16 protein-coding genes and 1 tRNA gene are annotated in these 20,325 nt (G+C 63.2%); 3 read left to right on the top strand and 14 right to left on the bottom strand.

All coding sequences use genetic code 11. The features are described 5' to 3' along the window. Positions 1 to 36 precede the first annotated feature (36 nt). The 5 genes from J2X57_RS13315 to J2X57_RS13295 form a co-directional block, all read right to left on the bottom strand. Positions 37 to 480 (bottom strand): hypothetical protein, encoded by a 444-nt coding sequence (locus J2X57_RS13315; protein ID WP_309867800.1) that lies wholly within the window; start codon positions 478 to 480, stop codon positions 37 to 39. Between the two features lie 15 nt (positions 481 to 495). Continuing rightward, complete coding sequence (locus J2X57_RS13310; protein WP_051943476.1) at positions 496 to 1,020, bottom strand: 2'-5' RNA ligase family protein; 525 nt, start codon at positions 1,018 to 1,020, stop codon at positions 496 to 498. A gap of 40 nt (positions 1,021 to 1,060) precedes the next feature. Further along, complete coding sequence (locus J2X57_RS13305) at positions 1,061 to 2,221, bottom strand: AAA family ATPase (protein ID WP_309867797.1); 1,161 nt, start codon at positions 2,219 to 2,221, stop codon at positions 1,061 to 1,063. Positions 2,222 to 2,331: 110 nt separating this feature from the next. Beyond that, complete coding sequence (locus J2X57_RS13300; protein WP_309867795.1) at positions 2,332 to 4,815, bottom strand: protease pro-enzyme activation domain-containing protein; 2,484 nt, start codon at positions 4,813 to 4,815, stop codon at positions 2,332 to 2,334. Between the two features lie 363 nt (positions 4,816 to 5,178). After that, positions 5,179 to 5,646, bottom strand: coding sequence for an antitoxin Xre/MbcA/ParS toxin-binding domain-containing protein (locus J2X57_RS13295; protein WP_036112250.1), 468 nt, complete (start codon positions 5,644 to 5,646; stop codon positions 5,179 to 5,181). A 142-nt stretch (positions 5,647 to 5,788) separates the two neighbouring features. On the opposite strand from J2X57_RS13295, the gene J2X57_RS13290 reads away from it, so the two are divergent. Then, positions 5,789 to 7,639: a beta-galactosidase gene (locus tag J2X57_RS13290; protein WP_309867789.1), complete on the top strand. Its 1,851-nt coding sequence runs from the start codon at positions 5,789 to 5,791 to the stop codon at positions 7,637 to 7,639. Positions 7,640 to 7,771: 132 nt separating this feature from the next. Here the strand turns inward: J2X57_RS13290 and J2X57_RS13285 are convergent, their stop codons facing one another. The 4 genes from J2X57_RS13285 to J2X57_RS13270 form a co-directional block, all read right to left on the bottom strand. Further along, entirely contained in the window at positions 7,772 to 8,728 is a 957-nt protein-coding gene (locus J2X57_RS13285; RefSeq protein WP_309867787.1) for a PKD domain-containing protein, read from the bottom strand. Positions 8,729 to 8,761: 33 nt separating this feature from the next. Next, positions 8,762 to 9,523, bottom strand: a complete 762-nt coding sequence (locus tag J2X57_RS13280) for a hypothetical protein (RefSeq protein ID WP_156128544.1) — start codon at positions 9,521 to 9,523, stop codon at positions 8,762 to 8,764. A 91-nt stretch (positions 9,524 to 9,614) separates the two neighbouring features. After that, on the bottom strand, positions 9,615 to 10,076 hold the full coding sequence (locus J2X57_RS13275; protein ID WP_036112241.1) for a YccF domain-containing protein: 462 nt from the start codon (positions 10,074 to 10,076) through the stop codon (positions 9,615 to 9,617). A 154-nt stretch (positions 10,077 to 10,230) separates the two neighbouring features. After that, the gene (locus J2X57_RS13270; RefSeq protein ID WP_309867782.1) at positions 10,231 to 11,592 is read right to left on the bottom strand and encodes an ankyrin repeat domain-containing protein; all 1,362 of its coding nucleotides are present in this window, start codon (positions 11,590 to 11,592) and stop codon (positions 10,231 to 10,233) included. 499 nt (positions 11,593 to 12,091) lie between these two features. Between J2X57_RS13270 and J2X57_RS13265 the strand changes: the two genes are divergently transcribed. Continuing rightward, on the top strand, positions 12,092 to 13,321 hold the full coding sequence (locus J2X57_RS13265) for an MFS transporter (RefSeq protein WP_309868080.1): 1,230 nt from the start codon (positions 12,092 to 12,094) through the stop codon (positions 13,319 to 13,321). A 391-nt stretch (positions 13,322 to 13,712) separates the two neighbouring features. Next, a complete protein-coding gene (locus tag J2X57_RS13260; protein ID WP_309867779.1) occupies positions 13,713 to 15,458 on the top strand; it encodes an FAD-binding protein in 1,746 nt (581 codons plus the stop codon). A gap of 145 nt (positions 15,459 to 15,603) precedes the next feature. Here J2X57_RS13260 and J2X57_RS13255 read toward each other — a convergent pair whose 3' ends face one another. From J2X57_RS13255 to J2X57_RS13235, 5 genes are all read right to left on the bottom strand, one after another. After that, a complete protein-coding gene (locus J2X57_RS13255; protein WP_309867777.1) occupies positions 15,604 to 16,566 on the bottom strand; it encodes a DUF6338 family protein in 963 nt (320 codons plus the stop codon). A gap of 42 nt (positions 16,567 to 16,608) precedes the next feature. Further along, positions 16,609 to 16,878: a hypothetical protein gene (locus tag J2X57_RS13250; RefSeq protein WP_036112231.1), complete on the bottom strand. Its 270-nt coding sequence runs from the start codon at positions 16,876 to 16,878 to the stop codon at positions 16,609 to 16,611. 143 nt (positions 16,879 to 17,021) lie between these two features. Then, positions 17,022 to 17,098: transfer RNA gene (locus J2X57_RS13245), tRNA-Met, on the bottom strand. Positions 17,099 to 17,338: 240 nt separating this feature from the next. Beyond that, positions 17,339 to 18,799: an NADH-quinone oxidoreductase subunit NuoN gene (nuoN, locus tag J2X57_RS13240; RefSeq protein ID WP_036112228.1), complete on the bottom strand. Its 1,461-nt coding sequence runs from the start codon at positions 18,797 to 18,799 to the stop codon at positions 17,339 to 17,341. Positions 18,800 to 18,812: 13 nt separating this feature from the next. Continuing rightward, on the bottom strand, positions 18,813 to 20,324 hold the full coding sequence (locus J2X57_RS13235) for an NADH-quinone oxidoreductase subunit M (RefSeq protein ID WP_309867773.1): 1,512 nt from the start codon (positions 20,322 to 20,324) through the stop codon (positions 18,813 to 18,815). Between the last annotated feature and the right edge of the window lies 1 nt (position 20,325).

The raw sequence follows: 20,325 nt of genomic DNA, 5'->3' as shown, positions 1-20,325 counted from the left end.
GCGCGCGAGTCACGACCCGGACCGCTAGCGGACAAATCACGCCACGAAGGCGGCATCCTGGTAATCGATCTCTACATGGCCGATCCACCGCGCGGCGCGCCGGGTCACCCGGTCGGCCTCCCCCTCACCGTCGAAGCTCACCGTCTCCGTGGTGAGTCGACTGCGCTCGAAGTCATCGAAGGTATTGACGTTCACTACGGCGTAGCGCGCGCCGTCGATATCGCTGGTGGCCACCGGCACGGCCCCGCATCGCGTACACACATGAAACGCCGCGGTCCCGGTTCCGAACGCATACGACGACGTCCTGTCCGCATCGGCGATCCTGATCCTGAGCCTTGCATCGGAATGCGCAGTCCATACACCACCGTGCTTCACGCAGAACGAGCAGGTGCAGGCACGCGCGGGCACGGAAGCGCCCTCGCCGGGCCAGTCCAGTTCAAATGCGATGTTTTCGCAGTGACAACTACCCTGAATGAGCATCGAGTCGATTCCTGATTACGTGCCGCCGCCGAGAGGCACCCGTGAGTGCATTTGCCAGCCCTCGTCGCTGCGCGTCATGACATGGACATCGGCGCAGTGACACACCACGCCATGCGCCGACCCAAGCCGGTCTTCGAGCGTCGCCACCACCGCATCACGATCGCCAAGGATGTTTCGCGCCACCGAAAGATGCGGCACGAAGCGCTCGAAGACGCGCCCTGCGGTCGGACGGTCGGGGAATGCGGATTCGAGCGCGGCGGCTAGCGAGACGATGGCCTCGGCAGATCGGGGGGCCAGCCAGACAGTAGAGGGAAACGTACCCACCTCGTCGAGCGCGAACGAAACGGGCGCATGCTGCCTCGCGACATTGCGCAACCGCTCCGCGACATCGTCGTCGATCGCCTCGCTATCGAGAAAGGGATAGACCAGCGTAATGTGCGCACCGAGCCCCAGCCGGGCGGCGGGGTCCAGTCGTGCACGAAGGTCACCGACCAGTGGCTCGGCATCGGGCACCAACAGGGCGAGCAGGGTACGACTCATGCCGGCTACGTTATCACCGCTCACCAGTCCCGCGACAGCGCTAGCGCGACGGCCAGTACCACGCCGGCTCATCGAGCACGCCCTGCCCCACGATGCGTGTCTCACTCAATGTTTTTTCCAGGCGCAACGAGTGGCAGTCCGGCGAGTCCTCAAGCGCCGCAATAAGCCGCGACGCATGCGAGACGACCCACACCTGACAGGTCGTCGATGCTTTCAGGATCAGTCGCCCCAGGGCGGGGAGAAGATCCGGATGGAGACTGGTCTCTGGCTCATTCAACACCATGAGCGGCGGCGGCCGCGGCGTGTGGAGCGCGGCGATCCATAGGAGGTAACGCAGGGTGCCGTCCGATAGCTCGGCGGAGGACAGGGGACGCAACAAGCCCGGCTGCTGGAAGGTAAGCAACAAGCGGTCGCCTTCTTGCCCTACCCTCACCACTGCGCCGGGAAACGCGTCATCGACGGATGCCTCCAGCGAGGCCACATCGCCGATCTCCCGAATCGTTTGCCAGGCGGCGGCAAGGTCGCGCCCATCGTGACTCAGCACGGGCGTGCGCGTTCCCAGCTGCGGCCATCGGGCGGGCGCGTCGGCGTCGGAACGGAAATGATCGTAGAAGCGCCAGCCGCGTATCGACTCACGCAAGACCATGACCTCGGGTGCACGTTCGGGGTCGGCCAGCTGGGTAAAGACGCTTTCGAACTGGCTGAGATGTTGAGCGGCGACGTGCCAATGACGACCGTCGCGAAGTTTGGCCATCGGACCGCGGCGATCCATCAACAAACTGGCGGCGCGCAGGAAGGGGCCGCTCCATATCACTTCGGATTTGATTTCGGGATCCCGGCCAAACATCGACAGGCTCGGTTCGGGCAGGCCGAGATCGATCGCATAACCGAACGATTCACCGGCAAAGCCGAGCTTGAGCGACACCGGTTCGGTGCGAGGCCCACCTTGCACGGGCAAATCACCGCTGAGCATGCCGCGCGAAAACTTCTCCGGACCCGCCCACAGCGTCGAAGACAGACCGCCCTCACGCGCAAGCGCGGGAACGACGCCGCCTTGCGCGGTCTCGGCCAGCAGGCGCAGCGCACGATAGAGGCTCGACTTGCCGCTGCCGTTGGCGCCGGTGACGAGGTTGATCCGGCCCATCGGCAGGACGAGAGATCGCAGGGAGCGGTAGTTCGCTACCGCCAGGGTCGCCAGCATGTCGTCTCGCCCTCAATGGCAGTGAGAGCAGACTGTGGCATGGATGTCTCATTTTGCGCGACTCCCGCCGGGGTGAGGGAGTCCTCACCCCGGATTGAACTCGAAAAAGATCAGTTAGTCCACGTAGCCTTCAGCGACACGCCCGAGAACGCGGCATAGCCATTGAGCAGCACGTAGTACGTCCCCGTCTGCGGCGAGGCAAACGAGCAGCTTTCGGTGTTACCAGTCACGTACGGACGGCAGTCGTAGCTCGACGTCGTCGGCGCCGAACCGAACTTCACGTAAAGATCCGCATCGCCGGTGCCACCCGAGATCGCGATCTTCAGGCTCTTGGCGCCCGCCGGGATCGCCACGGTGTACTTCAGCTGGCCGTTCTTCGCCGCCGACAATCCGGTCGCCGCGACGCCGTTCTGCAGCACGGTGCCACCACCGGTGCCGCCCGACGAGCTCACGGTCACCGACGAGGTCTTCGTGCTGGTGGCGCCCGCATTATCCGTCACGGTTTCAGCAACGCTGTACGTGCCTGCGGCGCTGTACGTGTGGCTCGGGCTGGTAGCCGTCGAGGTGCTGCCATCGCCGAAAGTCCAGGCATGCGACGCGATGCTGCCGTCGCTGTCGGTGGAACTGTCGGTAAAGGTGGCGACGAGCCCGTTGGTCGCGACACTGAAGTTCGCAACCGGCGGCGCGTTGGTGCTGCCACCGCCGCCTCCGGTCACCCAGTTGGCCTGCGCGTACGTGTTGAGCTTACCGATATCGAAGCTGCCGAAGCCGGTCGCTTCGTCGAAGCCGGTCGCCGCGGTGTAACCGTGGCTCTGGTAACCGTTGTTACCGGAGGTCACGTCATGCAGCAGCGAGGTCTGCGTCGGGAACGCCTGATAGAACTTCGACGCCGGGAAGCCGATCGCATTGTTCGCCGCGGATTCGATGCGCGCAAACGCACCGACGAACAGCGGCGAGGCAAGGCTGGTTCCGCCCACCTGTTCGGTCGATCCATTGACGACGATCAGCGCACCTGAGGACGAAGCCGCATCGAACGCCAGGTCCGGACCGACGCGCTTGGTCGAGCTGGATACCGACGACTGCCATGACGGTGCCGCCTCGTAGAGGCTGACGCCGCCACCCGTCGCCCACAGGCGCTGGTTGTTGTCGCCCTGGCTCGGCGCGATCGCCGAGAGGCCTTCGTTCCACACCGTTTCGCCCGACCACGTCGTGCCGCTGGTGGACAGCGTCGTACCACCGACCTGGATGACGTACGGCGAACTCGCCGGTTCACTCACCGAATAGTGGGTCAGGTCGATCTTCACCGTACCGGCGGAATTCGCCACGTAGCCGGGCGAGCCCGAGGTGGGATCGGTCGACCACTGGTAGACACCCGCGTCGCCGGAAGCGATCGAGAAGGTCTGACCCTGAGCGACGGCCTGCTGGAAAATCGCGTCGTCGGCCGCCTGGGTACCCGACTGCTGCGCGGCGGTTTCGTCTTCGCCGAGCGATACGTTGATGAGCTTGGCGATGTTGTCGGTGACGGCACGGTTATACGAGGCGGTGATACCCGCATCGGTGATGCCCGACGAACTGGAATTGCCGTTGGCCGAAGTATAGAAAATCAGTTGCTTCACGCCTCCGGCGATGCCGACGATGTCCTGGCTGTCCAGCGACCATTCGCCGTTGGAATCCGGATCGTTGGCGAACGTGCCGCTCCCCACCTTGGTGATCGTGGAGTTCACCGTAGCCAGACCTGCGCCCGAGGTGAAGCTGTTCAGATCGGTCACCGTCTGCGTGATCGATCCCCAGGTGATGATGCCCACCGCGGTATTCGTGGCGGCCGGCAGGCTGCTGCCACCGTAGATAGCGGCGAAATCCTGAGGATGATGCGCAGCGACGGCGGCGGCAGCCTGCGTGCCGACGTTCGGTCCGGGAACCGTGACGTCCTCGGGGTGATATACGTGGTGCAGCGTGTGCTTGACGGACACGTTCTGCAGACCGAGCACGGCGTTGACACTGTCACCAAGCGACGCCGGGACCAGTGCGGGTGCATCGTTGGCAAAGAACTCACGGCCATTGGCGCTGAAGCGCTTGATCGACGTGCGGAACCCGTTCGTCGCGGCACCCGCCGTACCATCGGCAGAGATCAGCAGACGGTTCGGTGCGACTTCGATGTTGGTGAAGCCGGCCTGCTGCAGGTGGGCTACGACGGCGTCGACCTGCGACTGCGTCGGCCCGAAGCGTTCGGTGAACTGCGACGGCGTAAGGAACTTGCCGAAGAGTGCGCTACCCGGCGTGGTCACGCCGGCAAGGAAGGTCTGCAACGCATCGGGATTGCGCAACTTCAGCGCGACCTCCACATGCAGCGGATGATCGGCTTCCAGTGCCGTGACCGCGGCGCCGTCGATCCGCGGTGAGCCCGTCATGTTCAACGTATAAGCATTGCCGGTCGTCGTCGCGCTGGTCGAACTCGCCGCCAGCACCTGGGTGCTGGCGGGCGGTGACATCGCCGCCTGTGTATGCGTCGAGACCCAGGCGTCTTCCGCATGCGCTGAAAGGGAGGACATCGCCAGGGCGATGGCAACCGTCAATGCGGTCTTCTCAATCTTCATGGATGGTCCTTCGTCTGCCCGTAAGTGGCCTGCCGTGAAGCGACAGGCCTGACACGTCCGGCTTTGCGGCGGCACCTCGGATTCCCTGCCCCGAATCGCGAATACGCAGGAAAATACGAATACCCCACCGCTCCACCGGGTCTTTCCCCTGTCCCTGAAGCCATGACGGGTTCAGGCTTTCGCGAAGCTTTCGTGCCGGGTGAAGTCAGAAACTCATGACGGCGTGACGTGACGGACCACGCAGAATAAGGCACGGCGGCGGGGCGCCACGCCTCTGAGCAGGCGTGCAGGACCGATGCGTTACGACCGACCCGTTCGCACGATCTTGCGTCTTTGCCGAAAACGGGACGACCGCATGCGCCCTCAGGTGGACCGACGCGCACGCACCTGATCGAGCAGCGCGGCAACGACAGCGCGCCCTTGCGCGAGATCCATGAACTGCAGGGGCGCACGATGTTCGAGTTCAGCGTGAGGGGTTCGCAGCCATCTTCCCAGCCAGGCCGCAGCGTCGAGGTTCACGTCGGGACCGCCTTCGACGGCCGCCCCGAGACCGAGCAGCGTTTCGCCCAGGAAGACCGCGAGTGCCATGACGCCTTCGGATTCGCGGGGCGACAGTCGATCTTCGTCCACCACCTTCTGGCGAACGCGTACACGATGCAGGCCCAGGTAAAGCATGAGGTTGTCTTCGGACAGGCGCAGATCATAGGCGAGGTCCATGACCAGCTCAGGCGGCAATCCGCGGCGGATCATCTCGACGCGCTCCAGCGGGGTCGCGCGTGCCATGTCGGCGTAGACCGGTGAAACGCCTTTGCGGCGCGGGGAAACTACCATGTCGTCACTCTCCGGATAACCAGTGGCCCGCTAACGTGCCACAGCGCATAGCGTCATGACTTGAGAATCGGGACCGGTTTCCGCTTGCAGTCGCGGAACGAGCCTGTGTACCGTCGGGCGATTCCACCCGCCGGAGTCACGCGTGAAGCCATTGTCCCTGCTGCTTTCGACCTGCCTCGCCGCCTCGGCCGCCCTGCCCCTCGCCGCCGTCGCGGCGCCCGCCCACTTCGCGATGGAGAACGGGCAGTTCCTGCTCGACGGCAAGCCCTACGTGATTCGCTCCGGCGAGATGCACTACCCGCGCATCCCCCATGCCGAGTGGCGTGACCGCCTGCGCAAGGCCCGGGCGATGGGTCTGAATACCATCACCACCTACGCTTTCTGGAATGTGAGCGAGCCGGAGCCCGGTAAGTTCGACTTCACCGGCGACAACGACATTGCGACCTTCGTGCGCACGGCGCAGGAAGAAGGCCTCAACGTGATTGTCCGGCCCGGTCCGTTCGTCTGCGCGGAGTGGGAATTCGGCGGCTTCCCGGCGTGGCTGCTGCGCACGCCGGGTCTCCGCGTGCGTTCGTACGACGCGCGTTTCCTCAGCGCCAGCGCCGCATGGTTCAAACGACTGGGACAGGAACTGGCTCCGCTGCAATCCACCCGTGGCGGTCCCATCCTGATGATGCAGGTGGAGAACGAATACGGTTACGTGGGTAACGATCGCGATTACATGGCTGCCATCCGCCAGCAGATGCTCGATGCCGGCTTCGATGTCCCCTTCTTCATGTCGAACGGACCGGGCCCCACCTGGATGAGTCGCGGCACACTGCCCGGCATGCTTTCGGTCATCAACTTCACCGGCGACGCCACGAAAACCGAGCGCGCCTTCAGGCGGTCGGCAGCACAGATGGAAGGTATGCCGAAGATGGCTGGCGAATACTGGAGTGGCTGGTACGACCGCTGGGGCGAGGAGCACAAAACGCGCTCGACCGAAGAAGTCGCCGGCTCGCTCGGCTGGATGCTCGACCACGACATCTCATTCAACCTGTACATGGTGGACGGCGGGACCAACTTCGGCTGGATGAACGGCGCCAACAACGACGATGCGCATTACCTGCCCGTCACCACGAGTTACGACTACGACTCGCCCATCGATGAAGCGGGCAGGCTCACGCCCAAATACGATGCGCTGCGCAAGGTGATCGCCGCGCATCTGCCCAAGGGTGAGCATCTGCCGAAGCCGCCGGCTTCGTCGCCCACGACCGCCACGGCGCGCGTCGAACTGCGTGAGTCGGTCGGCCTGCTCGATGCCCTGCCGACGCTTTCGGCTCAGCCCAGGACCTCAGTGACACCGCAGGGGATGGAAAGCTTCGGGCAGAACTACGGCCTGATCCTCTACCGCAAGAAGCTCGACAAAGACGCAAAGGGCAAGCTGGACGTGAACGATGTCCACGACTACGCCACCGTGCTGACGGACGGCCATGCGATCGGAACGCTGGACCGGCGCAAGGACGAACACAGCCTGCCCGTCGACCTGAAGAAAGGCAGCACACTCGACCTGATCGTCGAGAACATGGGCCGTATCAACATCGGCCCCGGCATGGAGGACGACTACAAGGGGATCACGTTCTCGATCCAGCTGGCTGGAGAGGATCTGACGCAGTGGACGGGCTATCCGCTGCCGCTGAACGATCTTTCCGGCCTGAAGTACGGCTCGGGTGCGGCTCCCGGTGGCCCGGCGTTCTGGCATGGCACGCTCGAGGTTCCCACCGTGGCCGGCACGTTCCTCGACATGCGCGGCTGGCATAAGGGCAACGTCTGGATCAACGGGCACCATCTGGGCCGCTTCTGGGAAATCGGGCCGCAGCAGTCCTTGTACGTCCCGGCATCATGGCTGCACAAGGGCAGGAACGACGTGGTCGTCCTCGAGATGCAGGGCGGCGGTTCGCACAGCATCGCAGGCATGGCGAACCCGGTTTTCTCTACCAAACCAGCACCGTGAGAAGGTTCTTTACCGAATATGTGTAGGCCAGCGCTGACAGACGGACGTCCGAATACCGCTTATTGTTCATCCGCGCACGGCCCTCCCGGAGCCGTGTGTCACGCAACACGTCACTGACCGCCCCCCACTTGGTCAGTGATTTTGAGCGGCGCTCGATGCGCCGCTTTTTTTATCTCCGGCTTCCGCCACCGTCTCGTTCCATGAAGCCTTCAGCGAAGCGTCGGCGAAGTTCTTCGTCGCCAGGATACGGGCGTAGTAAGGACCGGCGCGTGGTGCATCGAAGGTGCAGCGAGCGGCACCGTCGGTCAGCGCCGCATGGCAGTCATAGCTGCTATCGGTGGGTACCGATCCGAACTTCACGTAGAGCTCGGCCAACCCCGCCGGCCCCGTCAATTCGATGTCCAGGTGAGACGCGCCCAGCGGCGGACGAGCGAAGTAATGCAGCTCGTAGGTCGCGACGGCCGACAGACCCGGTCGCGCCGTTCCGTTGCGCAACTCCGGCGGGAAAGGCATGACGCGAACCGGTAACGTCCGGTCGAACGTCTTGCCCTCGCCATCCGCGATGGTCTCGCGCACCTCGTAGACGCCGACGCGCGAATACGCGTGGATGGGCGCGGCGGCCACGGACGTTGCGCCGTCGCCGAAGTCCCATGTCCGATTCAGGACCGTGCCCTCGGATTCATCGGTGAAGGAGGCCGTCAGCCCCTCCGCCACGACCGAGAAGGCCACGGGTCCGCCATAAGGCTTGGGCTGCGGCGCCACCTCGGCCGCCGGCATCGTCGTAATTCCCGTCACTTCCGGGGGCACAGAGGCCTCCTTTCCCACGTTTCCGCAGGCGGAAATCGCGACGAGTGCCCCCAGAACGAAGCCTGACCGGCCGCCCATCCGTGCGTTGCTGTCCATTCGCCCCTCCCCTCGGCCGTCTCCGGCCGGATCATCGGTATAACCCACTCGCGCCACCTCGGCCTGCCCGCTGCCGATTCGGCGTGACGCTAGCGCGGCAGACCGGAAGAAGGCGTCAACAGCGGTTTTTCCCTCGAAGATCCCCGGCGACGCCGACAGGCGTCGTCGCCACGAGTCGCCGCGCATGGAGGTCGCTCCTACGCATGTCGTGCTCGTTTATCACAAGGGCTCGGGGGGAACCGTCGAAGATAAACGCCGGCGGCGCAGCAGGAAGAGCACGGCGCCCAGTGGAAACGAGATTCCGATGACCCATGGGTCGTAGCCGTCTCTGAACGCGGAAGCGCTGAAGAACTGGAAAGACAACGGATAGAGACGGATGTCACCGGTGGCCCAGTTCATCCGGAGCGTCATCGCGCCAACCAGGGTAAAGACGGCCCAGGTCCGCTTCCAGCGAAATTTTGGCGTACGCACGCAGATGACGAAAACAACCAGGCAGAACAACGGAAGCACGATAGCCAGAAACAGCATCGCCAGTTGTGCCGGCCCTTTCCCCGTCAACGTGAACGCACCGGCTCGCTCCTGCTCAGCCGTGATCATCCACGCATGCAAGCCGACCACCGCGGTCTTGCCGTCACGGGTCATCAGAGTCGCCGTAGCGAGCATGCGCCGCTCGGCGAATCGATACTCGTAGGTGATGTCGTAGCGGGTCTGTCCATCCCGCGAGAAGAACTTCGACCCGACCAGCTTGCTCTCATCCGGCTCGCCTTTCGGCAGCTGATCCGTCATCCGGGTCAGCGCATTGTCGCTCGCCTGATCGCGGAAGGCCGGGTCCATCTCGGCACGCAATGCGTCATTGCGTCCCGCGTGCCAGTCGTCCAGCGCTTTCTTCGCCATTTCAGACTGCGGGTGGGGCGCGAACTTCGCGACCAACGCATCCTGATTGCATCCCACCATGCACAGCGCCAGCAGCGCGGCGCCCATCCAACGCATCATCCGAACCATGTCGTCCCCGTCCTGAGTCCCTGATGGCGGAGAGTATTCGCACGAAGGACGCCGGGCGCAAGCCGCCGGTTCAGCGGAAGCCGCGCATCCCGAGTACGGAAGCCTCCGCCTGCACACGCCTCGATGCATCGGCTACTTCAATACTGACCACTGTCTTACCGATGGGCGCGAGCGCGATGCCCGCGAGCTTCAGGTGCTGGATGGCAAACGGAATGCCGATGATCGTGACGAAGCAGGCAATCGCGGACATCACATGTCCGATGGCCAGCCAGACGCCGGCGAACAGAAACCAGATGATGTTGCCGATCGTGCCGAGGCCGCTGGTGCCGATGTCGCCGCGCCCAGTGAGGTCACGCCGGTTGACCGCCTCCTTGCCGAACGGGAAGAAGGCGAACGTTCCGATGACGAAACACGCACGCGCCCAGGGAATGCCGACGATGGTGATGAATGCGATCAGGCCGGCCAGCCACCAGCCCAGCCCCATGACGAAGCCGCCGAGGATGAACCAGAGAAAGTTGAAGATGGTGCGCATGTCGTCTTCCTTGTGAATGTACGGGAGTAACCTAGGACGTGGGCCGAGGGTGAGCAAGTGTCACTCGTCATAGCCCGCGTGCCTCGCGACGGTCAAAGCCACTCGCACGCCTCACCGGGCGCAACCCAGCCCGGCATCCGGAAGCCGGTGTCGGTCACTTCGCCGGGGACATGGCATCGATCCACGCAACGACCTGCACCCAATGTCGCCCGACAGCATATTTCCGAAACGAGGCGGGTCCACCGTTCATGGCCGAAAGGTCCGTACCTTTTTCAAGGAGGAGCATGGCGATATTTTCGCGGTCGACGCCACCAAGTGCGGGCAGCCCATAACGTCCCGGCGTCGATGGGGCGATGCCGACCGAGAGTGCATACCGCACCATGCCGATGCCCCCGGCACTCGCCGCGATGTGCAGCAGCGTATTGCCATCGGCTGCCGCGGCCCTGGGATCGCAACCGCGCTCGACGAGCCAGCGCGCAATCGCTTCACCCTGCCAGCGCCGCTTGTCGGTACTGAAGTGGTTGAGCAGCAATGTCACAGGCACTCGCCGTGCCTCCGCGTCGTGATCCGCGTCGTCACTGAAGGTCAGCGAGGGATGCGGCTCGGTCGCATGCTCTTCCCAGATGCGTTTGACGGACGCGAGGTCGCCACTGCGGATCGCGGCGCGAAACGCACTGTCGATCTTCGCCTGATCCCGTCGCCCTGCCGTGTCCAGAAGACCCCGGGCGATCAATGGATCCACCAGAGTGATTCGGCCGTAACGCAAGGCCTCCTCCAGCAAGGAACCCAGATACGGTCGAAAACCAAGCGTTTCGTCGGGAAGCGTATGCGTGACCGGCGCACCGAGTTCGATCATGCGACGCATGGCTGCGTCATCATGCGATCCCTCATTGGACACGGCTCGAAAAAGGATCTCTCCGGCCTCGGCTGAGTCGAAACGGAAGCCCTCCGCCGCCATCGTCGTGACCGCTTCCTGGGAGAGATGAATCCACCTGTCCGCCCTCCCGACCTCGTCGATGGCGCGCTCGAACTCGACCACTTCCGGCGGCATGCCCACGTAACTCCCCAGAAAGTCCTCGACCGTATGAACGTCGTGACCCACGGCGATCGTGACCTTATAGACCGGAAGGTCGGTCACCGGTGCATGATAGACCGGTCGTAACGACCACAGGTTCGTCGTTTCGATGCGGCGCACGAGCGCGGCCGCGGCGGCAGGTGACACGCGATACGCGTGGCGCCCAGAGACGTCGGCGTAATCGGCGCCTTCGTAGATGACGCTTCCATCACCCCGGACTTCGATCCGATAGGAAGGGCACGCGCCATAGCACTGCCCACGCGACAGCGACATTCGAATGTCCGCGAGTGGCGCTTTCGGAGCCGGAACGCGACGGGCAGGACGTTCCACCTCGGCCACCGTCTCCGAAACGATGGCGGTCACCGGTGCACCATCGACTTCGAAGGGCGCATACCGCCAGTGGGCCAGTCGCCCCAGGAGCGCGCGCCGGGAAACCGCCATCGGCGATTCGCCATCCAGATTCGCTCCCGTACTGAAGCAAGTTACGCGCCCTTCCGTGTCTATCCGGAGCAACAGATCAAATCCCCATCGCTCCGCTTTCGTGTCGAAGGGATAGTCGATCAGGGGCGCGGGAAACCTGCGATGGGATGCAGTGTCTGACTCATCGACTGGGTGGCCAAGCAGTTGCTCGGGCGAACACGGACCAGGCGCCGCGGCCCTGACCGTGGCCGACATGAAAAGGAAACTCAGAACCGCCGCGTACCGCATACGTCCGTGCATTCGTTGTTCTCCCGCGCCGCGCGTGGCGCACCTGCCGATCTTCGCACGATCCTGCGAGCATGCGCAGGCCACGCTTGCACGGTTTTACGGCCAGGTGCTAGCATTTTCCCCGCTACCCCGTCGGGCGTAGCCGTAAGCGTTTACGTCAACCAACGCGCATATCTGGACAGACCGGCTCCCCGTGAGCGGCTGTTCGCTGCGCGGAGTGTGTGACGTGAATATGTTTACCCAACGCTTCACCGGGAACCTCTCGTTCCTGTCTGTTGTAAAGCGGCCGGCATCGATCGCCCTGCTTCTTTTCCTTCTCGTTGGATTCGCCGATGGCGCCATGCTGCCGTTCTTCGCCTTATGGGCGCAGGGCGAAGCCAGTATTCCCGTGGCGTGGATCGGCGTGCTCTTCGGCTGCTACGCGGGCGGAGAGATTCTCGCGACACCTTTTATCGGCGGCATCGCCGACCGTATAGGGCGACGGCCTGTACTGCTTTGCTCGACACTGGGCGTCGGACTTGGATTTGCGATGCTTTATTTTTCGCATGGGGTTTTCCAGGCCGCGTGTGTCCTGCTCTTCATCGGCGTAAGCGAGAGCGTCCTGCATCCGACGATTGCCACCGTTATCGCGGACACCATTCCCGGCGAGAAAACACGTTCCTACTTCTCCCTGGCGCGCGTGATGTCGAACATCGGGCGCGCCGCCGGCCCGGCCATCGGGGCCGTTCTGGTCCTGCATTCCCTCGGAACCGTGTTTCTCGGATCCGCAGTTGCCCTGTTCGCGTGCGCCTGCCTTGTCGCCCTGGCGTTGCCGGAGACGCGCCGCGCCGGTTCGTTGGCGGACGATGACGATAACGATGAAGAGGGGCTCGCCTCGCTGCTTCCCGCTTTCCGCGATCGTCGCCTCGCCGGTCTGCTGGCCTGGGTCGTCCTGTTGGAGATGTCGAGCAGCTGGATCGAGGCCGTGCTTCCTCTCTATGCGCACGGCGCGCACACGCTGACGCCATCCGGTGTCGGCAGCCTGTTCACCTATGGCGCGCTGCTCGTAGTCGTCTTCCAGTTTCCGCTTACCCGCATGACGCGGAACGCGTCGGAATCGACACTGATCGTCGCCAGTGGCGTCGTGCTGACGATGGCGTTCGTGGCGCTCATGCTGTCGTCCGGTTTGACCACACTGATCGTCGCGATGACCGGCTTCGCTTTCGCCGACATGTTATTCGGGCCGCTCGTTCCCGCCGCGGTCAATGCCATGGCCCAGGACGGCAACCGTGCGACCTACATGGCCGCTGTGTCGGTTGCGAACGACATCAAGGACACCGTCGGGCCCGCGACCGGCACCGCGCTGTTTGCTGCCGGGGTGCATGTGCCCTGGGTGGGAGGGATGGTGATCGCGGCGCTGGCGGCGTGGGGACTTGCTTCATCGATGAGACGCTCCCGGGGTCAAGACCGTCGTATCCCATAGCGATCCCTCGCCCGCTCGAGCGCCCCGTCGATTCCCTCCCGACGCCATCGTGCACAGACCAGGGCATAGGTGTGGACGAGCAGACCGGTCAGCGCTCCCACGCACAGAGCGAGAAACGCGAGATCAATCCAGCGGTCCAGTTCGATCGCCCACTGCGGTGGGTGGGCGTGACGTGCGATTACGTGAAGGGTGCCGGGATGCACAGAAGAGACCTGCCCTGCTTCGCCACCCCGATAGTGGGCCGCGACGCCCGGCATGGTTACGCGAATCCGGCCACCCGCCCGTCCCTGCCACCCCGCGATTCGTCCCCGGACCGGCGATATTCATCCCAACAGGCGCGACAGCACGGGCCACGCGGCGCACGATCGACGGCAACCAAAGGAGACCGACCATGGACCGCCGCACCCTGCTGAAGACCGCTCTCATCCTGCCCCTGCTGCCCCTCGCGGCCAAGGTGGACGCCTTCGTCACCGGCGGCGGTCGCTGGCTGAAACCCGGAGCATCCGGCTGGCCGACCGATGCCGACTGGGACGCGCTGAACCGGCAGGTGGGTGGCCGTCTCTCGATTCCGAAGAACCCGTTGCTGGACCCTGCTACCCGTGAGGACGCACTCGCTCACATCGGCAACCAATTCTACGTCGGCGATCAGCCGGGCCTTACGCAGACCGGCGCCTATTACCGGGCATGGACGTCGACGCCCAGCGCCCGTGTGCTGGCAGCCGAGAGCGCCGAGGACATCGCCACGGCCATCGCCTGGGCACGTCGACGCCGGGTGCGCCTGGTCGTTCGTGGCGGCGGTCACAGCTACCTCGGCGCGTCCAACGCACCGGACTCCCTGCTCATCTGGACTCGCCGGATGAACACCGTCGAGATGGTCGACAGCTTCGTGCCCAAGGGGGCCGCTTCCGGATCTATCGGCGTACCCGCGGCCCACGTCGGTGCGGGCGCCATGTGGATCGACGCGTACCACGCGGTAACCACGGTAGGCGGTCGCTACATCCAGGGCGGCGGCTGCACGACCGTCGGGTGCGCCGGTTTCACCAACGGCGGCGGCTTTGGCAGTCTCTCGAAGGGCTTCGGCACCGGTGCGTCAAACCTGCTGGAGGCGGAGGTCGTCACGGCGGACGGAAAGATCCGCATCGTCAACGCTTTCCAGGATCCCGAGCTGTTCTGGGCATTGAAAGGCGGTGGCGGTGGCAGCTTCGGCGTCATCACCCGCCTCACCTTCCGCACGCACGATTTGCCCGAACAGATCGGCGGGGTCCACGGACGCATCGAGGCGGATAGCGATGCGAGCTTCGTCGCGCTCGTCGCGCAGGTACTTCGACACTTTCGCGAGAACCTCTGCAATCCCCACTGGGGTGAGCAGATCGAATTCCATGGCGACCGCCACATCGATCTCTCGATGTTGTTCCAGGGACTCAGCGAAGACGAGGCGAAGGCGGCGTGGCAACCGTTCCTGGAGTGGGTTGCGGGCCGACCGGCTTACACGTGGGTAAAGCCGTTCTGGCTGAAGGCGATGCCGGCGCGGCACTTCTGGGACCTCGCTTTCTACCAGAAGTACGGCCTGACCTTCGCTGTGCCGGACGACAGGCCGGGCGCGCCCGCTCATCACATGATGTGGGCGGGCGATAAGGAACAGGTGGGAACGTACATCCATGCGTATACGTCGGCATGGCTGCCTTCGCGTCTGCTTCAGGACAATCAGGTGGAGACACTGGCCACGGCGATCGTCGAGGCATCACGCGAGCTGGGCTTCTCGCTGCATTTCAACAAGGGGTTGTTCGGTGCTTCCGCGGAGACGCTGGCGCAGGCACGCGACACTGCGATGAATCCCGACGTGCTGGACGCCTTCGCCCTGGCCATCATTGCGAACGGTGGTCCGGCGGTCTTCGAGGGGCTGCCCGGCATGCATCGGGACGATGCGAAGGCGCAGCAAGGTGAAGACGCGACGCGGAAATCGTATGCGCGCCTGACGCGCGTCGCGCCGGGTGCGGGCGCGTATTTTTCCGAAAGTGATTTCTTCCAGAAGGACTATAAGAAAGCGTACTGGGGGACGAACGTACCTCGACTCGCGGCGGCCAAGCGGAAGTACGATCCCGAAGGGATATTCGCGGTGAGAAACGGGATCGGCTGAGGCAGGTGCTATCCCGCCGCGCGCGGATCAGTCGCCTCACGAGTTCCGCGCAATTCGCACGCGAGCTCATGCGTGTGCGCTTACCGCCATTCGAGCAAGGCGCTTAGGCGCCCATCAAAAATGGGTCGATTACCGGAGTACTGTCCTAGCTGACCTGAACCGATGGCGTCGAGAACCATCGGTCAAAATCGCCGTCTTTATAAAGCGATGCAGACTCAATCTCGGAGGCTGGGATCACCTTCAGCCATTCTGTAGCATCGAAGGATTGAAGTGCACCGTACCGAGCCAGATTTTCCACGAGATCGGTACGCTCCCGAATCAATTGGCGACCATAATTCTTCACCCCCGCGATAGTCGGCTCATCCGGGGATGCCTCCGACATCGACCTCACCGCCCTCAGCACGCGCACGAGTCTGGCTATGTCTCTGATCTCACTATCCAACGACGCTTTTCGATCAAACGCGCGCTTTAATGAGAATGCCCTGTATTCCGTTCGAGTCTCCGGCAAGAACTTCAGCGAATCTTTGTCTCGTGTTATGGAGAACGCCGGAATTAACTGGATGTGCACCATAGCGGATTCATGCACCCCACGAATTCCGGAGATCAGACCGCAGTAGACCTTCCTCGATTTGAGGCAAATCATGACGAGTGAGTCATCAGAGACAGCACGGCGAACCAGCTCATCGAGAGCGGTGACGTGCTCGGACATCTCGCGCCAGTAAGTCCACACGCTTACACGCCTGCTATCAGCTGGTGCCTTAAGGCGTTTCCGCCACCACAAGTACCCATTCGCCGCATGCCCAAAAAACGCTGCGAGCATGATCGCCCCGAGGAACGTCATGCTGTAGGGAACGGGAATTGCCTGGTGGAACCAGTCCATCAATTCGCGAAACGGGCCCTCTGAGGGAAGGTGTCGCCGTAGCGACGCGGCTATGGCAAACGCGATGCAGCCGATGCTGAAGCCTGCGATCACGCATGAGAAAAACAGCCGCTGTCCATCTGCGCGCGCCAGTCGAAAGCGCGTTCGATAGAAAATTGAGTTAAAAATGAAACCCGCCGCGAGCAGCGGCAAAATCCCTACTAGTGAAGCGCCACTAGATGTGCCCAAGTTCGCGCTTCCCTGTGAAAAACTTGCCGCCGATATAAATGCCTACTTTTTTCGGAGACGCTCTATCGATTGCATCGCCTTTTTGCCCTCAGCCTCTGAGGTGTACAGGCCAGCATTGCCACGCACGTACAGGGCATCGCCCGAGACACGCATGGCCCGATCGCGTGCGGTGGCGACCTCTTCTCGCGCGAAACTCTGAGCAAGTTTGACCAAGCTATCGACTCGCTGCTGGGTGCTCAACCCGAGACCAGCCTTCGACTGAGAGTCGAGTAACTTGAGTGTCGCTTTCTTAAACGTTTTGAACGTCGCCATCGATGCTCCTCCCAGCGACACTTTGCGCGCCGCCACTTGGTATTCAATAGGCTGGGGGCTCCACCGGCAGCAAGGATTCTCTGACAGTACCGTCGCCGCATAGAAAAAAGGCGCTGACCAGAGTCAGCGCCTTTTTAGAAAACTGGTAGCGGGGGTAGGATTCGAACCTACGACCTTCGGGTTATGAGCCCGACGAGCTGCCAGACTGCTCCACCCCGCATCAGAGTCAGCAAGTATACGGACATGGCCGGATTCTTGCAAGCGTTCTGCAACAAATAATCGGGAAAGTTCGCATCGACGTCCATTCAGGGCCGTCACCCCGCCCTGATTCGCCAGCCTCCCCGCCCGATACGCCACGATGGTCCCAGCCATGGGACCCGATCCTGTGGGAGAAAGACGCATAAAAAAGGCGCGGACCGAGGTCCGCGCCTTTTCCGTCATTCATCGGGCGACGTCAGCCTCAGCTGGCGAACGCCTTCTGGCACCAGGCCAGCAGCGGCGACCAGGTGAAGCCCAGCACGAGCAGCGCGAGCGCGTTGATCGAGAGTACCCAGCGCGACGGCGCGTCGGCGACGGCACGCACGTCGGTGCCTTCCACCGGTGCGTCGAAGTACATGATCTTCACCACGCGCAGGTAGTAGTACAGACCGATGATCGCGAACACGGCGCCGACCAGGGCCAGCCAGAGGAAGCCCGCGTCGACGGCAGCCTTCAGCACCAGCAGCTTGCCGAAGAAACCGAACAGCGGCGGCACGCCCGCCAGCGAGAACATCACCAGAAGCATGAGGAACGCATACCACGGCGAACGCTGATTGAGCCCCTTGAGGTCGTCGATCTCTTCGCACTCGAAGCCCGAACGCGACAGAACGATGATCATGCCGAAGGCCGCGGCGCTGGTGAGCGCATAGCTGACCGCATAGAACATCGAGGCCGAGTAGCCTTCCGGGCCGGCGTTGACCAGACCTAGCAGCAGGTAGCCCATGTGCGAGATGGTCGAATAGGCCAGCAGGCGCTTGAGGTTGGTCTGCACGATGGCGACGAGGTTACCGATCGCCAGCGAAAGCACCGCCAGCGTCGCCAGCATCATCTGCCACTGCGGCGCCAGGCCGGTCGCGCCACCGGCGATATCGCCCATGCCGGTGGACAGCAGACGATAGGCCATACCGAACGCCGCCAGCTTCTGCGCCGAACCGATGAAGATCGTCACGGCGGTCGGCGAACCCTGGTACACGTCCGGGATCCACATGTGGAACGGAGCCGCGCCCAGCTTGAAGCCGATGCCGACGATCATGAAGACCAGGCCGAACAGCAGCAGCGTCTTCCACTCGGTGTTGACGATGGCGGCGTGGATCGTATGCAGGTCGAGGCTGTGGGTCGCACCGTAGACCATCGACATGCCGTACAGCAGCATGCCCGAGGCCAGCGCACCCAGCACGAAGTACTTGATCGCCGCTTCCGACGACAGCTGCGAATCGCGGTTCAGCGCGACCAGCGCATACGACGAGAGCGTCAGCAGTTCGAGACCGAGGTACACCGTCACCAGGCTACCGGCGGACACCAGGAACATGATGCCCACCGTGGCGAAGATGGTCAGCGTGTAAAACTCGCCGAACGGAATCGCCCGTGCCTTAAGGTAAGGACGCGCATAGACGAAGATCACCGCGGTGATCAGCAGCGAAAACACCTTCAGCACTTCGGCCACGCCGTCGCGGATGAACATGCCGCTGAAGGCGGTGATGCTGGTGTCCGGCTGGCCGCTGACGACGAGGTACGCGCCGATCACCAGGACGAGGATGGAAAGCCAGTGGACTGCGCCCTTCTGTGCCGGCGAGAGCCACGCGTCCATGAGAAGCAGGACGCAGGCCGCCAGCACGAGGTAAACCTCGGGAAGCAGGATCAGGATGTCGTTGATACCAGGCATGGATAGTTCCCGCTCAGACTTTGGTGATGGCCAGCTGCTCGACGATCCGAGCAACCGAGGCATCCATCAGGTGGACCAGCGGCTCCGGCCAGATACCGAAGACCAGCACACCGGCGGCGAACGCGCTCAGCATGAAGATCTCGCGACCGTTGACGTCCGTCAGTTCCGCGACGTGCTTGTTCTTGACGTCGCCCCAGAGGACGCGCTTGACCATCCACAGCGTGTAGGCCGCTCCGATGATCAGCGTGAACGCGGCGAACAGCGCGATCCACGGGTTGGCACTGAACGAGGCCAGGATGACCATGAACTCGCCGACGAAACCGCTGGTGCCCGGCAGGCCGCTGTTGGCCATGGCGAACAGCACGTAGAACGGGGCGAAGATCGGCATCACGTTGATGACGCCGCCGTAGTCCTTGATCTGGCGGGTATGCATACGGTCGTACAGCACGCCGATGCAGCTGAACATCGCGCCGGAGATGAAGCCGTGCGAAATCATCTGGACCATGGCGCCCTGCATGCCCAGGCGCGCGGCCTCGACATTGTTCGACTCACGCACCAGCAGGAAGGCGATGAAGATACCAAGAGTGACGAAACCCATGTGGGCGATCGACGAGTACGCCACCAGCTTCTTCATGTCCTGCTGCACGAGCGCGATGTAGCCGATGTAGCAGACCGCGATCAGGCTGAGGACGATGACCAGCCAGGCGAAGTGATGCGACGCGTCCGGCACCATCGGCAGGCTGAAGCGGAGGAAGCCGTAGCCACCGATCTTCAGCATGACCGCCGCCAGCACCACCGAACCGCCGGTAGGTGCTTCGACGTGGGCATCGGGCAGCCAGGTGTGTACCGGCACCATCGGCACCTTGATGGCGAAGCCCAGCAGGAAGGCGAAGAACAGCCAGCTCTGCTCGGCCATCGTCAGGTGCACGTTGGCCATGTCGGCCATGGCGAAGCTGCCGCCGGTCTTGTGATACAGGTAGATCAGGCCGATCAGCATGAAGATCGAGCCGAAGAACGTGTAGATGAAGAACTTCAGCGTGGCATATACACGGCGCGGACCACCCCAGATACCGATGAGGATGAACATCGGGATCAGCATGGCTTCGAAGAACACGTAGAACAGCAACGCGTCCGTCGCGCAGAACACGCCGATCATCATGCCTTCGAGGATCAGCATGGCCGCCATGTACTGGTGCGGCTTGTTCTGGATGACTTCCCAGGCTCCCACGATCACGAGGATCTGGGTGAAGGTGGTCAGCACGATGAGCGCGACGGAAATACCGTCGACGGCCAGCGAGTAGTTGATGCCCAGTGACGGAATCCAGCTGAACGATTCGTTGAGCTGAAGCGTACCGGTGGAGGCATCGTAGGCAGGCAGGAGGGCAAGGCTGGCGGCGAAGGTGGCAACCGCGACCAGCAGCGAGATCCAGCGGGCGAGACCCGGACGACCGGCGCCGGCCAACAGCACCGGAATGGCGCCGACGACCGGGAGCCAGATCAGCAGGCTGAGCAAGTGATTCGACATA

It is taken from the genome of Luteibacter sp. 1214 (genome assembly GCF_031455395.1).
In the GTDB taxonomy this organism is placed as follows: domain Bacteria; phylum Pseudomonadota; class Gammaproteobacteria; order Xanthomonadales; family Rhodanobacteraceae; genus Luteibacter; species Luteibacter mycovicinus.
Note: the sequence above shows the minus strand (reverse complement) of the source record. Positions and strands in the feature narration are given on the sequence as shown.

Coding starts and splice junctions, on each gene's coding strand:
- J2X57_RS13315 (WP_309867800.1), bottom strand. CDS start 480: ATGCTCATTCAGGGTAGTTGTCACTGCGAAAACATCGCATTTGAACTG.
- J2X57_RS13270 (WP_309867782.1), bottom strand. CDS start 11,592: ATGGCGGTTTCCCGGCGCGCGCTCCTGGGGCGACTGGCCCACTGGCGG.
- J2X57_RS13285 (WP_309867787.1), bottom strand. CDS start 8,728: ATGCGCGGCGACTCGTGGCGACGACGCCTGTCGGCGTCGCCGGGGATC.
- J2X57_RS13280 (WP_156128544.1), bottom strand. CDS start 9,523: ATGGGCGCCGCGCTGCTGGCGCTGTGCATGGTGGGATGCAATCAGGAT.
- J2X57_RS13250 (WP_036112231.1), bottom strand. CDS start 16,878: ATGGCGACGTTCAAAACGTTTAAGAAAGCGACACTCAAGTTACTCGAC.
- J2X57_RS13300 (WP_309867795.1), bottom strand. CDS start 4,815: ATGAAGATTGAGAAGACCGCATTGACGGTTGCCATCGCCCTGGCGATG.
- J2X57_RS13305 (WP_309867797.1), bottom strand. CDS start 2,221: ATGCTGGCGACCCTGGCGGTAGCGAACTACCGCTCCCTGCGATCTCTC.
- J2X57_RS13310 (WP_051943476.1), bottom strand. CDS start 1,020: ATGAGTCGTACCCTGCTCGCCCTGTTGGTGCCCGATGCCGAGCCACTG.
- nuoN (WP_036112228.1), bottom strand. CDS start 18,799: ATGCCTGGTATCAACGACATCCTGATCCTGCTTCCCGAGGTTTACCTC.
- J2X57_RS13265 (WP_309868080.1), top strand. CDS start 12,092: ATGTTTACCCAACGCTTCACCGGGAACCTCTCGTTCCTGTCTGTTGTA.
- J2X57_RS13275 (WP_036112241.1), bottom strand. CDS start 10,076: ATGCGCACCATCTTCAACTTTCTCTGGTTCATCCTCGGCGGCTTCGTC.
- J2X57_RS13235 (WP_309867773.1), bottom strand. CDS start 20,324: ATGTCGAATCACTTGCTCAGCCTGCTGATCTGGCTCCCGGTCGTCGGC.
- J2X57_RS13295 (WP_036112250.1), bottom strand. CDS start 5,646: ATGGTAGTTTCCCCGCGCCGCAAAGGCGTTTCACCGGTCTACGCCGAC.
- J2X57_RS13260 (WP_309867779.1), top strand. CDS start 13,713: ATGGACCGCCGCACCCTGCTGAAGACCGCTCTCATCCTGCCCCTGCTG.